Source organism: Paenibacillus sp. NPDC057886 (assembly GCF_042796655.1).
In the GTDB taxonomy this organism is placed as follows: Bacteria; Bacillota; Bacilli; order Paenibacillales; family Paenibacillaceae; genus Paenibacillus.
The window spans coordinates 1013704-1030075 of record NZ_JBHVMZ010000001.1 but is presented as its reverse complement, the minus strand read 5'-3'; the positions used below and the strand labels follow the sequence as shown (position 1 = coordinate 1030075).

Sequence of the window (16372 nt, the reverse complement as noted above, 5' to 3'; positions counted from 1 at the left end):
TTCCTCCATCGATCTTATCCCTTTACACTACCGACAACAAGTCCATGAACGAAATACCTTTGCAGGAACGGATACACAAGCAGAATGGGTATAACGGACAAAAAGATTTGGGATGCCTGGGTCGTTCTATCCGACACCTGACTTAACAGCGTTGCATCCTCCAGGGTCATCATCTCACTCTGAATCATCGTCACTTGTTGGAGCATCGATTGCAGATACGTGGCCAGCGGATAACCTTCCGGACTTTTCATATAGATCATGCCATCAAACCAGGCGTTCCAGTGCCCCACCATGGCAAATAGTGTGATGGTTGCGATACTGGGCAATGAAATGGGAAGGTAAATGCTCCATAGCGTGCGGAAATGGCCTGCTCCATCCATCCATGACGCTTCTTCCAACTCCTTCGGCAAACCTCGAAAGAAATTCAGCATAAGCAATACATTAAAGATCGGAACGGCTCCCGGCAAAATCAGAGCCCAGATCGAATCCAAAAGACCTGCTTCCTTAACAACCAGATAACCCGGAATTAATCCTCCACTGAACAGCATGGTAAAGACAAAAATCCACGCATAGAACGTTCTGGAACGGAACTTCGCTGCCTCTTTGGAGAGCGGATAGGCTACAAGAATCGTGAAGATTAGGTTGGTCGCAACTCCGAGTACCACACGGAGAAGACTTGTACCGAATGAATTTAGAAACTGCTGATTTTCGAGAATGTATTTATACGAGGAGAAGGTGAAATCCACCGGCCAGAATGTGACACTCCCCGCCTTGACTGCATCACTCGAACTGAACGAGATCGCCAGAATATTCACAATAGGAAACAGGCATAGCAAGGCAAGAAGGGTCAGGATGACATAATTCAATCTCAGAAACCAATGATAGGCTCTTGAAGCGTGATGCATGTTCTTGCCTCCTTTCTAAAAAATCCGGTAATTGGCTAATCGGTAGGCCAGGAAATAACCAAGCCCGATAAAGATAAACGAAACAACTGACTTAATGAGACCCAATGCGGTTGATACCGAGTACTGCGCATCTTGCAGACCGATCCGGTAAATCATCGTATCCAGAATATCTCCAGATTCATAAACAAGCGGATTGTAGAGGTTGAATACTTGGTCAAAGCCACCGTTAAGTACGTTACCAAGACTCAGTGTAACCATCAGAATCACGATTGGACGAATGCCAGGCAGCGTAATATGCCAGGTCTGCTTCCATCTTCCTGCTCCATCCATTACAGATGCTTCGTACAGGGATTTATCAATGTTTGTCAGTGCGGCCAAATATATAATCGTGCCAAATCCGAATTCTTTCCATTGGTCCGTAATGACGAGTATGTAAGGAAACCATTCGTTACTGGCCAGGAATTGAACCGGCTCTACACCTACTGCCTTGAGCAACATATTCACGATCCCTGTGCTGGGGGATAATACATCCACAATGATTCCGGCCAAAATAACCCAGGAAAAGAAATGTGGCATATAGATGACCGTCTGAATGGTTCGTTTAAAGCCTGTTTTGCGTACCTCGTTCAGCAGCAGGGCCACAAGTACCGGAATGACCAAACCGGACACAATTTTCATCGCGGAAATAAATACGGTATTCCAGACGACCTGTCCGAACCCAGGCAGATCGAACAGATACCTGAAATTGTCGAGGCCGACCCAGTTCATATTTTTGAATCCGGCAATGGGAGAGAAATTCTGAAAGGCAATGGAGAGTCCCGCCATCGGAATGTAACCGAATACAATAATGATGATCAGTCCAGGTAATATCATGAGATGAAGCGGAACGTTTCGTATAAATTGTTTGTAGTTGGAACGCATGAGCTGTCTCCTCCTTCAAACTCATTATAGAATCCGTCAGGAATCGGCAATAGTGTAGGCTATTTACTTTAGGTATCTTTTGTTGACTCTCTTCCCGGAACACCAAAAAAACCGCGAGTATCGCGGTTTTAAGGCTGCATCAGTTTATTATTGAGATGAGATGTTATTTCTTATTATTTCTGGACATCCATAATCAGTACATTGACCGAATGGGCAGGAAGCTGCAAAACAACCGAATCCTCCTGCAGATGTATCATTTGTTCTTGTGGAACAATTTTCTCATCATTCTTCTGATTCACATTAGGAACATGTAGCAACTCTTCATCTCCGCTAAGCGTTATCACTCTCGCAACAGAGGCAACCCTCAGATTCTGAAGGCAAATTTGGGTTGCTTTGTCTACCCCATCTGCGTTCACCAGCTTCACATACACATGCTGCTCGTCTCTCGTAACGGAATGAAATACATCCCGGTTGTACGCTTCCAGCTTATAATCCAGAATTCTGCTGGTGGTGTAACCATCGGTATACGAGCAGATCAGATTCTTCCCTGTGTCACCACCATAATTCACCGTAATCGTATAATTCGTATCGTTCTCCAGCGGTTCATAGTTGGCTGCCCGGAAATTTCCCGCCGCTGTACTGGAAGAATAATCGCCCAGTGTGTAGCCTTCCACACCTTGTTTGTATACTTTGACTCCCGTTGCATTGCCGCCATATCCGATTGCGTATTCGATGACATCCTTTTTCTCAGGTGATATATCCATTAATCCAACACCGATGGTGAAGCCATCCTCACCCGCTATACGCCGCGTCTCGACTTCCACTTTATAATTCGACCATTGATCGTTCAGAAGATACAACCCGTTCAGACCGCTTGCCTGTGCTTTCAAAACCAGACCTTTTCCAGCTTCCAACGTGTATCCTGCCAATCCCGGAATAAGATTCCACGCCTCATTCAGTGTTCTCTGCTCCCTGAAATCTTCTGTAAAAAGCACGCTGCCATCCTGGTTCGATGTGACCGTAATCCGTTTCACCACAATGTCGGAATGGCCTGTCGCAATCTCGATGCCGCCACGTGGAATGAGTTCAATCGGTTGACCCTTGCTGTACGTTGAAAATGAAGTGCCCAGCACCTGCTCACCCACATACTTGGCAAACAGCTGCTGTACATAGTAATTCGGTGTGTACCACACCGTTTCATCATCAAACCAGATGCAGTCCGGCGTCCAGCGGTAGGTACCGTCCGTCAGTACTTTGTTGAACAGCGGCGCATAGGCAGCCAGGCGAACAACATCCGCATTATTTTCAAAACCGGTCATCACCGCAGCTTCTGCGATCGCACCTGCCAGTGTATTTTTGTCCGTGGATGCATATTCTCCCACAAATACCTTGGATGTCTCTGTCCAATTCATACTGCCGTCTTCATGATAAGCCCGCTCGTAATAGTTGTACCGATCCACGTTATTCAGCAAATAGTCATTGGAGCGATAGTAGTGCTCATCCGCAATGGTATCCATATAGTTGTCCTGGTTCTCATACCAAGTGACCGTCTCCTCGATCACCTCTTTACCATCTGCAAAAGCCACCTGAGCTGATCCGGTCAGATTGCCGCTCAGGAATTTCCAGCCTTGTTGGTACGCATCATCATCCGCTTGAGCGCCGACTGTCGAAATGATATGAAGCTCATGATCAGGATAATTACGTTTCATATAATCATCAATTGACGTCTTGAATACTTCAAAGTTGGCAAAAAATTCGGTTCCCCAGTTCTCATTGCCTACGCCAAGATAACGCAAATCAAATGGTTCAGGATGTCCCATACTACTCCGGATGGCAGCCCATTCGTTATGTTCAATATCCGTGCTGAGCGCGAAATCGATCAGGTCTGTAAAGTTTCGGATATAATAATCCCTCAAAGCGCCACCCGCCGGGTGTGCGTAATCCGAACGGGCCTGACACAGAACGCCACAGGCCATGACCGGAACCGGAGCAGCATTCAAATCTTCTGCCAGTTGGAAATACTCCATATAGCCGAGACCCATCGTCATCATGTAACCCCAGACGTTATAGTTCTCTTTGCGAAGCTCCACCGCTCCCACCGAATCCTTCCAGTCATACACATTGTCCCAAATAAATGAACCTTCGGAAATGCACCCCCCCGGAAAACGAAAAAACTTCGGATGCAGATCGACAAGGGCCTGAACCAGATCTTTTCTGAGTCGATAGTTCGGATTACCTGTGTAGTTGGCATGTGCTGACGCGGATACTCCCTGCTCTTTCGGATCGGCTCCCCATACATCCTGCGGAATCAACGACACCATGTCTATGGAAATGTCTCCTTCAAAGGTAAGTGCTAACTGCCCCAGCGCGGTCTCCGTTCCGGTCAGGGTCACGTTCGAATTGGTGATATTGGTAGAGTTGGGGTGAGTCAACACATGAGTGCCACTAGCATGACCGCTGAATTCGGCATTGGCCATAAGGAAACGGCTATCGGAATAGGCGATTCCGTACTTCTTCCATGTGTTACCGCCTTCAACTTGCAGTATAACTGAATCACTGATGGCAGCACCGTTTCCATCCTGCAATTGAATCGTAATTGTACCTGCGGATACTGCCTTGGCCCAGACGGTAAAATCATATGCCTCGCCTTTCTTGATGGACATGGCACAATGCTGATTGGAATCCGAGAATCCGCGATTTCGAATCGTCGCACCCGCCTGAACCGTTACATAATAAGCATTCACTTCCGAGTCTTCCACGTTAAGATGAGTGTTTAATCCATCGGTATGCTGCACGATCATTTTCTCGGTATCCCCGGACCAAGCAAACAAAGGATCACGGTTCCGACCTGTCGAACAACCACATTCGCCAGAGTCATGCGAGTACGTATCGAATGCAAAGGATTCAAACGAACGGTTCTGAACTAACTCCGCATAGATTCCCCCATCTGCTGCATTGTTGATATCCTCGTAGAACAGACCGTACATCACTTCACTAATATCCGCCACCTGCTGGTCCCCATGGATTGTAACGGTATAAGGCGGAAGGTGTTCTGGTACAACGGACACATCAAAACTTTTGTTCAGCGTATTTCCACCCTTGGTTAAGAGCGCATTCAAACGAATCTCCTGTGCCGAGCTCAGAGGTTGAACCTCTCCATTCGCTGACAGAATTTCAGGCTGACTTGAATTCCATTGAACGTTTACCTTGCCCCCCAGTAAATCTACAGGCAATGACACATCTTTGGTAATAATCCGAGCTGGAGCAGACAAATATTTATCTCCTGCCAGCTTCACAATCTCTTCATCCGTCAGGGACTCGCACATGACTTCGATCACTTCATCCATGGACAGAGCGGCCTGATAAATCCGAAAATCGGACAATGATCCTGCAAAATCCACATCTGCCGCGTACTGAGAACGTCCAATATAATTGCGGATATAATTCGCAGGATCCACGAACGAATCAAACCATTTGCGCAGCTTGGCATAATTGCCACTGGATGTCTGACTGATGGAACCGTCTGCCACCTTCTCACCATTCACATATACAACCGGACCCGCACTGCTGCGTGTGCCGCCCTGACTGCCAGCTACTGACAAAGCAATATGCATCCATTCCCCACTGGCAAATCCGTGTCCCGGGTCTACAACCAGATCATCGCCTGCATATAATGTGCCTCGCATCTGGCGAGTCAGAAATAAATAGGGGCCCTTTTCTCCTTTACCGAAGTCGAAAATCCGCTCCCAGACGTTTGATCCCTTGCTCAAATGGACCCATGCCGCAACAGTCACGCCGGTGTTGTCGCTTACATTTTGCAGCAAATTCGAAGGCAGCTCCAAATAGGATGTTCCGTTCGATCCTCCCGTAAAAGTGACTGCCCATCTGCCATTCACTTCGGAGATGTCGGGTATTTTCTTTCCTGCGGCGGCTCCAACATACCCATTCCCTGAACTATCCTTGCCAATTTCGGCTGCATCCTCAAACTTGTAGTGTGCAATTAGTTGATTGTGAAATGTAGTCATGTTCATTCCTCCTATGTAGCGTAAATTACCGTAGATGAGCTTTCTTTAATTCGTATAAATATAAATTGATTGATAAATATATAAACACATGATCTAATCGTATAGTATCTTATTCCGAGTAAAGATTTCAATCCCAAAATTACATAAAATCCGTTGCAGCATAGGAATTCTTTCGAATGCATCGGTCTTCTGCTTATCTTATTTTTAAACCGTAAAGACACTACAACCCCAATATTTATGGTTTACAAATATATAAATTGATTGATAATATAACAAATGAAAGCGCTTGATTATTTGTGGTAATCAAAAGGAGGGCTGTCCGACCAGATAACGTTTGCGGCAATGAATAGGGTTATTTTTCATTTCAGGTATTGGGAAAGGGGAAACGTATGAAACGTTATTGGGTAAGCGTACTTAACATTTCTTTACTGAGCACTGCATTACTTACGACAACAGCTTTGGCTCCCGTCTCCGTATTGGCGGACAGTCCGGGGGCAGTCAGTTCCAACCCGCAAGTTTCCACATCCATTGAGAATGCGGTTCCAGCATTCAGGAATGTTTCCGTTCATGACCCTTCCGTTATTAAGGTGAGTGATACCTTTTATATTTTTGGTTCACATCTTCAAGTAGCGAAATCCAAGGATTTGATGAATTGGGATTCGGTCGCCTCCGGGGTTACGGATGACAACCCTGTTGTGCCCAATGTAACCAAGGAATTCGCTGAAGCTCTGCAATGGGCGCAGACCGATACGTTATGGGCAGCAGACGTCATTCAGTTGGCGGATGGCAAATTTTATATGTACTACAATACGTGCAAAGGGGACTCTCCCCGCTCTGCGTTAGGCGTTGCTGTGGCAGACAACATTGAGGGGCCTTATAAAGATCAGGGTATTCTGCTCAAATCCGGCATGTGGGATGAGATCAGTGAGGATGGCACCATATACGATGCAACCATACATCCAAATGTGGTCGACCCTGATGTATTTTTCGATAAAAACGGCAAGCTCTGGATGGTGTACGGTTCCTATTCCGGGGGGATTTTCATTCTGGAGATGGATGAAACGACGGGAAAACCTCTCCCTAATCAGGGTTATGGCAAAAAACTGACCGGAGGCAATCACAGCCGAATTGAAGCACCTTATATGCTCTATAGTCCCGAAACCGACTATTATTATCTGTATCTGTCCTATGGCGGATTGGGTGCTGACGGGGGATATAACATTCGGGTAGCTCGCTCCAAAACACCTGACGGCCCTTTCCTCGATGCTGAAGGAAACGATATGATCAACGTCAAGGCGGACAAGGACAAACCCTTGTTTGATGACCGCTCGATCGAGCCTTTTGGCGTCAAATTACTAGGAAACTTTCTGTTTCAAAGACAGATCGGTGATCCAGGCACAGGTCAAGGTATCGGCTATGTATCACCAGGACATAACTCCGCTTATGTTGACGCTGAAACAGGAAAACAATTTCTGATCTTCCATTCGCGCTTTCCAGGACGCGGAGAAGAGCATGAAGTCCGCGTACATGAGATGCATATGAACTCGGAAGGATGGCCTGTCGTTTCTCCTTACCGCTATGCGGCATTAGAAGAAAACACTGCCCAACTGACAACCCAGAAGATTGCTGGTCAATACAAATGGGTGAATCATGGGAAGGAAATCACGGCCGAGATCAAATCTTCACAGACCGTTCAGTTTACAGCAGATGGGCAGATTAGTGGTGCGGTGACGGGAACATGGAGTCTTGGTTCAGACAATCAGGTGCAAATCACATCGAATAATGTTGTGTATAAAGGTGTCTTCACGCATGAATGGGAGCCAGATTCCCAAAAGACGGTTCTGACCTTTAGCGCTCTCTCCTCCTCTGGCGTGGCAATCTGGGGAAGTCAGATGGCTGCAATGAAGGATCAGGATATTGTCAATGCGGTAAAAAAGGATCTGGGCATCGGAGACACAGGGAACGTATTCTTCAACCTGTCCCTCCCGACCAAAGGAACACGTGATGCAGAGATTACATGGAAATCTTCCAACGCCTCTGCGCTGTCCGCTACCGGAGTAGTGAATCGTCCTCGCACTGGTAAGGGAGATGCCAAGGTGGCATTAACGGCAACGATTCGCAAAGGTAGTGCGGTAAGTTCCAAAACGTTTAACGTTATCATTCCACAACAGGCGGTTAGTCCTTTGCTTGGAGAGTATACTTTTGAACAAAAGAAACTTGCAAAAATCGCACAGGATTTCAGCAAAAATGAATATCATGGGCAAGCTTTTAAAGTGACGACTTCTGCTATTAGCAGCAAGAATCAAGCTGCTGCTTTTAATGGAACCGACAGCTACATCCAGCTGCCCGGAATCATTACCGATACGACGGATTTCACCTTTAGTGCATGGGTCAACTGGAGTGGCGGCGGAGCCTGGCAGCGAATTTTCGACTTTGGAAATGGCCTGACCAGACATATGTTCCTTACTCCCGCCCAGCATACCGGAGCTCTGCAATTCACCATTCATGATCAGGGACGAGATCAAAGCCTGATTGCTGCTGAACCGCTGCCCTCCAATCAATGGGTGCATGTCGCTGTTACCCTTCAAGGAGATACCGGCACTATGTATGTGAATGGAAAAGTCGTAGCAAGCAGCACGGAAATCACGTTTAACCCAAAGGATCTGCAAGTGACGGAAGCTTATTTGGGCAAAAGCCGTTATACAGCCGATCCCTTCTATAAAGGCTCAATGGATAACGTAAAAGTATATGATAAAGCATTAACCTCCACGGAAATTCAGCGTCTAGCAAAAGAAAATCCATAATATATTCAATTCTTATCTATGGAGTTGAATGGAAATAACAAAAACGCCAATATAACAGTCTGAATCCACAGGCTGTTGTATTGGCGTTTTATTTCATTTCACTTTGAATAATGAATGACCATGCTTAATTTGTTCGCAGAGGCACCCAAATTTTTATAGGCATGAGCCTTATCCGCGCGAAAACGAATCGACTCCCCTTGATTTACCGTATAATCCTCCTCCCCAACCCGAATTGTTACTGCCCCTTCAAAAACCGTAATAAATTCCTCTGCCCCTTCTATATGCGGTTCAGCATTCATAGAAGACTCTTCATCCATCTCCATCATGTACATTTCAAAACGGCGCCCCTCTTCGAAAGGAAAATGCGGATAAATTCGAATTCGTCCCCCATCCTCCATTAATGATTGAATATCATCACCCGTTACCATAGTAGTGTCCGACTTTGGTTCATGGATCAAAGCGGTAAAGGAAATTTTCAGGCCGTTCGCAATCTTCCATACTGTCGCAATTGTGGGGTTGGATTCACCCCGTTCAATCTGACCAAGCATCGTCTTGCTGATTCCAGACATCTCGGCAACCTTGTCCAGACTAAGCTTTCTTTGTTCCCTGAGCTGCTTCAAATTCTGAGCCAGAACCACATTAATGTTTTTCAATATTCGGTCACCTCTGTTTAAAAAATAAAATTGTGCTTTATAGCGTACATATTGTACAATTATAAAGAACGTGCGTTATAACGTACGTTTCAATTAAATATAACATACAACAAGAATCAAATGTGGAGGACTTATGAATATCATACCGTTACTGATTTACGCAATCGTGGCTTCATTCACTCCGGGTCCCAACAACATCATCGCCATGACTCACGCAAGAAACGAGGGATTCAAAAAAATTCTTCCGTTTATTGCCGGCGTAGCTGCTGGATGCCTGCTTATTATGTTTCTTTCCAGTTATTTCAACCTTATTCTGCATCAATATATCCCAAAGATCAAACCTGCCATGAACGTGTCGGGATGTGTGTATATGATCTATTTGGCGATCAAAATCATGCGAAGTAAACCTGTGAATGCCAAAGATCCCAAGGTCAATCGTTTTTCGTTTCTCTTTGGCTTCACCCTGCAATTCATCAACCCCAAAGTCATTCTGTATGGTCTTACGGCCATCTCGGTATTTGTTATGCCTCTAGGAGATTCTCATGTTCATATGATCGTATTTTCGGTGCTTCTAACCATCATTGGCATTAGTGCCAATATGACCTGGGGGCTATGCGGTATGTTATTTCAGAGCTTTTTATTGAAATATGAGCGTCCTTTTAATATTCTAATGGGTGTTTTGCTCATCTATAGTGCCCTAACGATTTTAAAATAAATGCAAGAGAAAAAGCGTCCTCCCATCTAATGAGTTGGACGCTTTTATTTTTATTTCAAATTAACTCAGTTTGATCTCCACCACGGTTGGCTTGGGTAAGCTCCCGTATGCAGCACAACCTTCTCACCGATTTTAGGCGTTGCAATGGTGACATTCAGGGCATGTGCAGCCTTGGTGATCCGTTCAACCGGCTCGTTCCAGGCATGATAGGCCAGCGTAAATGCGGCCCAATGAATCGGGATGAGCAGTCCTCCCCTTACATCCAAGTGAGCCTGTACCGTTTCTTCCGGCATCATATGAATGTTGGACCAACGCTCATCATATTGCCCGCATTCCATCAGGGTCAGGTCAAAAGGCCCGTACTTACTGCCGATTTCCTTGAAATGAGGACCGTATCCGCTGTCGCCGCTAAAGAAAACCTTCGTTTCTTGTCCAGCAATGACCCATGAACACCATAAGGTCGAATTGCGGTCCAACAACCCCCTGCCCGAGAAATGTCGCGCCGGCGTGCAGGCTAATGTCAAACCTTTGAAGGATAGCTCATCCCACCAGTTATGTTCGGTAATCTGTTCCGAGGGCACGCCCAGTTGAATCAGTCGTCGACGCACACCAAGTGGGACGATAAACCGCTGTGTTTTATTCTTCAATCTGTGGATAGAGGAATAGTCCAGATGATCATAGTGGTCATGCGATATAACGATCGCATCCAAGGCTGGAAAGTCCTCGGGTTGAATCGGCAGGTTAGTGCTGTATCGTTTCGTACCCGCCCAGGATACAGGAGATGGACGATTGCCCAGCATTGGATCAAAAAGAAGTCTGTGTCCTTCGATCTCAAGCAAAAAAGCCGAATGACCGAACCATGTTACCTGTGGATGATCGGATACATTTAAAGATTCCGTTGGTTCATATTTCTCCACGGGAATACTGCCCGCAGGTCTACGCTCTATACTTCTCCGCATTGAATCCTTCAACATGCTCACGAGGGAGCTAAAGCTCATACCTGCGGCTGTCGGAATCTGATTTTCGTATTTTGTCATTATTCATACCTTCTGTTCTCTATAATCAATAATTCAAGCAATGGTTCAATCTTGAGTAAAACAGGAGTAATATTAGCCTTTATATTAAATCATTGTTCGTTTATAATCAATTCGCCTTCGGTTATCTGAATTTGAACTTCAATCAACCCTAATGAATGGAGGACATGTTATCATGATTAAACTTATTCAGGACGTTGTTGAGGACATGAACAAGCAGCTAGAACGCATTGAAACCAGCTTGAGCAGGTTGAACGAGGAACAGATTTGGAAGAAACTCCAGCCTGGCATGAACAGTGTGGGAAATTATTGTCTGCATTTGGCGGGCAATGAGTATCAGAACCTGGTGACAGGTATCGGGAACCAGCCTCTGATCCGGGAACGCTCTGCTGAATTCAATACCAATGGCGGTCTGACCGGGGAGGAATTGTTAGCCAAGCTCCGCCATGTTCGGACAGAATCAACCGCGATATTATCTAGTCTGGAAGAGGAGGATTTGTCCAGAGAAGTGACCATTCCCTATGAGCTGACCGATTGGAATCGTATGAACCGTAGTGAGGATGAAGCCAAAGATGCGCAGGAGCATAAAATCGTACGTTCTCTGTTGATAAAGGTCGCTACACATTATGGCTACCATACAGGCCAGATCGTACTGCTGTCGAAGATTTTACAGCCCAGCGACGAACATCTCACAGGACTATATCACTAATTTATTCGAGTAACCCAAAACAACAGAGTTTTTCTATAAAGTGCTGTGTGATGTAAGGTGTTATAAAAACTCCCTAAAAACGTAGAATAAGAACAAGATAGTATCCCTCTACAAGGACACTATCTTGTTCTCTTTGTCATATGTTCAGTACAGAGTCTACTTCCTTATATAAAATTCCATCTATACACCCTGCATCTAGCTTCTGTTCATTATAAGAAGTCGTATCATTTGAAATATCGTAATGGCCTGATCTCCCCCATTCAAATGGAAACCAGACCACCCAGCGCGGTCTTCAAACTATTTGCAGCGGAATCAACATCATTCTGGTTTGCTTCCAAATCCGTATCAACCACGGCTGCACTCGTGACAGCAGCCTGTAACTGTGCATAGCTTTCTCCGGTGTAATCTTCCTCATTCACTGCACTAGCCCGTTCCATCAATAGTGTAAGAAGTGTTCTGTCCACAATCTTCTCATAGAACTCCAGCTCACCAATATTGGCGAAGCCGTTTGGCGTATAATAGCGCAAATAACGATAAGCATTACTGCTGCTCATAGTCTGCTTATACCACTTGATCTCGCTTACACCACTTATGGTATAAAGCGTATCAAAGTTCACGCCATCATTGGAGCCCTGGATCAGGGCTCCATTCATACGGGCGGCATTGCCGATGCGTGGGATAAACCTGATACTGCCAACCACTTTGGCATGCTCTGCTCCCAGATCGACTCGGGTCCAACCTGCTGCTGTTTTGGTATCTGGCGATGTGGCAGGATCACCGTCAAATGCGCGCCATCCGTTGTTAATCGCATCAATCTTTCCATCCCATGAAATGGAGGATGCAAGCACCATCGCAGTGTCTACATGAATTGGAGGGAATAAGTCAGCGACAGAGATCAGCAGGGTCTTGGCTGCAATTAACTCTTTAAGCAATGCCATCTTGTTTGCATCCGGTTCGGTTAATGAAGCTTTGATGCGGTTAACCTCCTGCTGATACAGATAGTAACTTCCTTGGGTGTAGCCTTCAGGAGCAACCACTTTTGAATCCACAACTTCCGCATCGTAGTCTACATCACCATAAAACTCAACTTCAGCAACGTTACCACTCCATGCCGAGTTATTGTACAGTTTCAAATATCGATAATATCCATCATTCAGAAGTTGATCCTGTCGAATATCGGACCACGTTCCCTCTTGTGAACCTTTTAGAGGCTGTGTCAGATCCGTCCAGTTTGAATTATCGTTGGAGCCCTGAATGACAAGCCCGTTCATTCTTGAGCTGTTGGAAGCTCTTGGCATCAGCACAATTTCATCCAGCTTCACAGACAGACCTTCACCGAAGTCCACCGTGTAGAAGGAACCAGATGATGTATTCAGATCCCCATAGGTGGATGTATCACCATCGAATAGCAGATAGCCCACCTCATCCTGGGATAACCCGTTACCTGGCCATTGTTTATCTGAAGCCTTTACTTTCGCCATCATGGACACATCAATATACCTGCCACCATCTACAAGGAACAGCTTCGAATTGTCAGTGGTCAGCACTGTCCGCTCCCCTGCTGTTCCGTCACTCTGTTCGTAATCTACCGTAAACTTGACCGTACCTGTAGGTACATCATCTCCCATAGCAGCCACCGCTGTCCAATGGATCTGATCCTGAGTCGTAACGGTTGCTGCAATTCCCTGAATAGTCGCCGTTACGTTCTGGATTGCTTCCTTGGCCTGAATCGTCAATTGTACCGTGTCCCCAGTTGCAATCTTGCCACTTTCACTTTGATCCGAAAAGATGGAGACGGACGCCAGCTTATTGCCAGTCTCATGACGTTCACCATAGATTCGGAACTCGGTCATTTCGAACAAATTCCGTACGATGCCATACAATACATCCGGCTGTGGATGAAGCAGCTGAACCTTGATGAACCGGAACGAATCCTCCAGGTATTCGGGAGCAACATCCAGGGTCTGAAAGCTCTGGGTAAATGCCGTTAACCCCGGGGTCAATCGTACCCAGTTCTCCCCATCATTGGAGCCAAAAACGGCTGACTTCGCGAGACGATCGGCAAAAATATTACTTTGGAATCCAAAGGACGTAGCCGATACTTTGAAATCTGGCCCGAAATCAATCATATGGTATAGGTTTTGCGCACGTGTATACGAAACCCCCGTTTGATTGTCCCCGTCCACCATATTGGCAATGTCTGTCCCAAAGGTCGATGACGCAACGATGTTATGGTAATCTATCCCGCCACCCTGTTCCAGCAACGGAGTGACCAGCTTCAGCGCTTCTACTGCTTGGGCTAGCTCCTGCAGCTGCACATAGAATACTTTATCTGTAGCTGTGTCAAGCTGGTCCAGGGTATTCTCATACACTGCCCGAAATGAGTTGAGTGTCGCTGCGACATAGATTCGATCCTCATCATAAGCAGCTATGGCCTGTTCCACAGCGGAAGCCCGATTCGCAGAGACTATAATCTTCACATCTCTTGTCGTGATTGTTGTACCGTCTGAAGCGGCGACATGGAAGGAATGAGTTCCAGTCTGTGACACTCCCGGCTGCCAGAGCATCTCACCCGTGGCTTCATTCAATACTGCACCTTGAGGCAGATTCGGGCTGGAATAGGTCACCACATCTGATCCCCCAGCATCGGTTGCTTCAAAATCAACACGAATCGGCGAGCCAGGATAGGCGAATATGGAGAGATCAGAGTTGCCTGTCTTGAATACTGGCGGTGTCGGCTGTTCACTTGCTTTGATATGAATATGGTCCATATCTACTGTCGTGTCCGAACCTGTGACCTTCATATACAGAATATCGTTCAAGCTCTGGAAGCTGTCCAGCGTGTAAGTCACATACCGCCACTGTCCATGCGTATCCGGCAAAGTCAACGTATCATTGATTCCGGGAGTAAGCTCCAAGCGGGCGGGCCCAGTGGTACGGATACGGAAACCAATGATTTTCTCACTGCTGGAACCGTTAAGAAATGCTATCCGACTTCCCACTTCCGTCGCCTGAAACCGCACAAACGACGTATCTCCTTCCTTTATGGTGGCCGTATCCCCGCCAAGCTTCGTATAACGATCTTCAATGTCGATCAGTGAGCCGCTTGTCTGCTCGCGCGGCAGATATTCTGCACCTTCAGACGCTGCCTCCTCTGGCATATACAGCCAGAAGTCTCCGCCTCCGTCCACGTTGTCCCAGTTTTTATTCAGTGTACCACCATAATAAAAGTTGGAAGGTAACCGCTTCGTAAATGCTTCATAATAATGAGGAGCCTTCTCTGCAACGTTAATGCCTCTGACATATGTGTAGTAATAATACATATCCCAGAAATTTGCCGTATTCATTCTACCCTTATAGGCATTGGATATATGATTATACGTATCCCGAATCGTTCCATCTGGCGAAATAGCGTAGGCCACTGGCGTCCAAGGCGTATCATAACCAAGCATGAATTGCCAGAAGAAGTCTGCGGCCGCCAATATGCGATCATCCAGAAACTCATACGGTCCGACCGCATTTGCCGCTGTTGATACGGTACCATCCACGGGATCGACCTTTGTTCCCTGAGCGAGCAGCATACGTGATAGGATGGCAGCGTTAGTGAGGTCTCCACCACCATGCGCCTGGTCCCTACCCATCTCCACATGCTGAATCACCGGCTCATCCAGTGGCTCTCCAGTCAGATCATTGGTATTCATCAGACGGAACAGCTGCTTGATCGACCCATTAAAGCCTTGGTCTTGCGCAGTGCTGTTGACAGTAAACCACTCAACTGCCTCGTCATATCTGCTCTGATTGTTAGTAAAAATATACCCTGCCATCGCACCAAGCAAAGGATAGTTATGCTGATTCATGAAGCGATTGTTGTCATGTTGGAAGGTCTCGATAACCGGATTTATCAGGTTGGTTGTAAAATTCGTTGTATCCTGCGCTGTCCACCCCAGTTCTTCCGTCTGATAACTTGTATATCTCAGAATCTCAGCTGCCGTCACCATGCGATTCAGCGGAATCCCGGTATGAATGTGTGCATCATTAAAGTAAACATATTTGGCAGGGTCCATCTGCGACCAGATCCTAATGATACGCATCGCATTGGCCCGATACGTCTCATCTCCTGAAATATAATACATCAACGCTTGTGTATACGCTTTCAATCCATCACTTATAAAACGGGAGTCGAAGCCTTGGCTGTTGAAGGCATCGCTTGCCGGCTTTGTTGGGTCCGTTTGACTCGCATTGCTGGACGTCACTGTCTTGGAAGCAGCTGCCGAACTAGTCATCGCCACATAGTAGGAGTACCATGGTTCCTGCTGCGACAGCACCTGCTCTCTCATGTTCTCAAGGACTTCCTTGGTTAGTCCAACTCCGGGATGCGTGAAGCCACCTGTAATTGTTTCATTGATCTGAACTTCATATCCTGACACAGTAACATCGTTTGAATCCGCAGCAGCTGCGATGGAATGGGTACCTACCGGTATAAGTGTTGCCAACAGACTGATTGCAGCAAGTAAAGCAATCACCCGTCTCCATCTTTTTCCCACATGAAATCCGCTATTCATTTCCATATCAAACCTCCTCATTTTCATGGAATTCGATGTTCTTC

9 protein-coding genes are annotated in these 16372 nt (G+C 46.3%); 3 read left to right on the top strand and 6 right to left on the bottom strand.

What is annotated here, in order from left to right:
- Positions 1-14 precede the first annotated feature (14 nt).
- The 3 genes from ACFVQB_RS04620 to ACFVQB_RS04610 all read right to left on the bottom strand — a co-directional run bounded on the left by ACFVQB_RS04620 (position 15) and on the right by ACFVQB_RS04610 (position 5851).
- Complete coding sequence (locus ACFVQB_RS04620; protein ID WP_379435212.1) at positions 15-905, bottom strand: carbohydrate ABC transporter permease; 891 nt, start codon at positions 903-905, stop codon at positions 15-17.
- Positions 906-920: 15 nt separating this feature from the next.
- The gene (locus tag ACFVQB_RS04615) at positions 921-1826 is read right to left on the bottom strand and encodes an ABC transporter permease (RefSeq protein ID WP_063563569.1); all 906 of its coding nucleotides are present in this window, start codon (positions 1824-1826) and stop codon (positions 921-923) included.
- A 173-nt stretch (positions 1827-1999) separates the two neighbouring features.
- Entirely contained in the window at positions 2000-5851 is a 3852-nt protein-coding gene (locus tag ACFVQB_RS04610) for an alpha-L-arabinofuranosidase C-terminal domain-containing protein (protein ID WP_379435211.1), read from the bottom strand.
- A gap of 389 nt (positions 5852-6240) precedes the next feature.
- Between ACFVQB_RS04610 and abnB the strand changes: the two genes are divergently transcribed.
- Positions 6241-8655, top strand: coding sequence for an arabinan endo-1,5-alpha-L-arabinosidase AbnB (abnB, locus tag ACFVQB_RS04605; RefSeq protein ID WP_379435210.1), 2415 nt, complete (start codon positions 6241-6243; stop codon positions 8653-8655).
- 98 nt (positions 8656-8753) lie between these two features.
- Here abnB and ACFVQB_RS04600 read toward each other — a convergent pair whose 3' ends face one another.
- Positions 8754-9308 (bottom strand): helix-turn-helix domain-containing protein, encoded by a 555-nt coding sequence (locus tag ACFVQB_RS04600; protein WP_379435209.1) that lies wholly within the window; start codon positions 9306-9308, stop codon positions 8754-8756.
- Positions 9309-9441: 133 nt separating this feature from the next.
- On the opposite strand from ACFVQB_RS04600, the gene ACFVQB_RS04595 reads away from it, so the two are divergent.
- Positions 9442-10023 carry a LysE family transporter gene (locus ACFVQB_RS04595; RefSeq protein WP_379435208.1) on the top strand — a complete coding sequence of 194 codons (582 nt, stop codon included), beginning with the start codon at positions 9442-9444 and terminating at the stop codon, positions 10021-10023.
- Between the two features lie 65 nt (positions 10024-10088).
- Here ACFVQB_RS04595 and ACFVQB_RS04590 read toward each other — a convergent pair whose 3' ends face one another.
- The gene (locus ACFVQB_RS04590; protein ID WP_379435207.1) at positions 10089-11060 is read right to left on the bottom strand and encodes an MBL fold metallo-hydrolase; all 972 of its coding nucleotides are present in this window, start codon (positions 11058-11060) and stop codon (positions 10089-10091) included.
- Positions 11061-11232: 172 nt separating this feature from the next.
- Here ACFVQB_RS04590 and ACFVQB_RS04585 point away from each other — a divergent pair, with 172 nt between their 5' ends.
- Positions 11233-11766 (top strand): DUF1572 family protein, encoded by a 534-nt coding sequence (locus ACFVQB_RS04585; RefSeq protein WP_379435206.1) that lies wholly within the window; start codon positions 11233-11235, stop codon positions 11764-11766.
- Positions 11767-12026: 260 nt separating this feature from the next.
- Here the strand turns inward: ACFVQB_RS04585 and ACFVQB_RS04580 are convergent, their stop codons facing one another.
- Positions 12027-16334 (bottom strand): discoidin domain-containing protein, encoded by a 4308-nt coding sequence (locus ACFVQB_RS04580; protein ID WP_379435205.1) that lies wholly within the window; start codon positions 16332-16334, stop codon positions 12027-12029.
- Positions 16335-16372 lie beyond the last annotated feature (38 nt).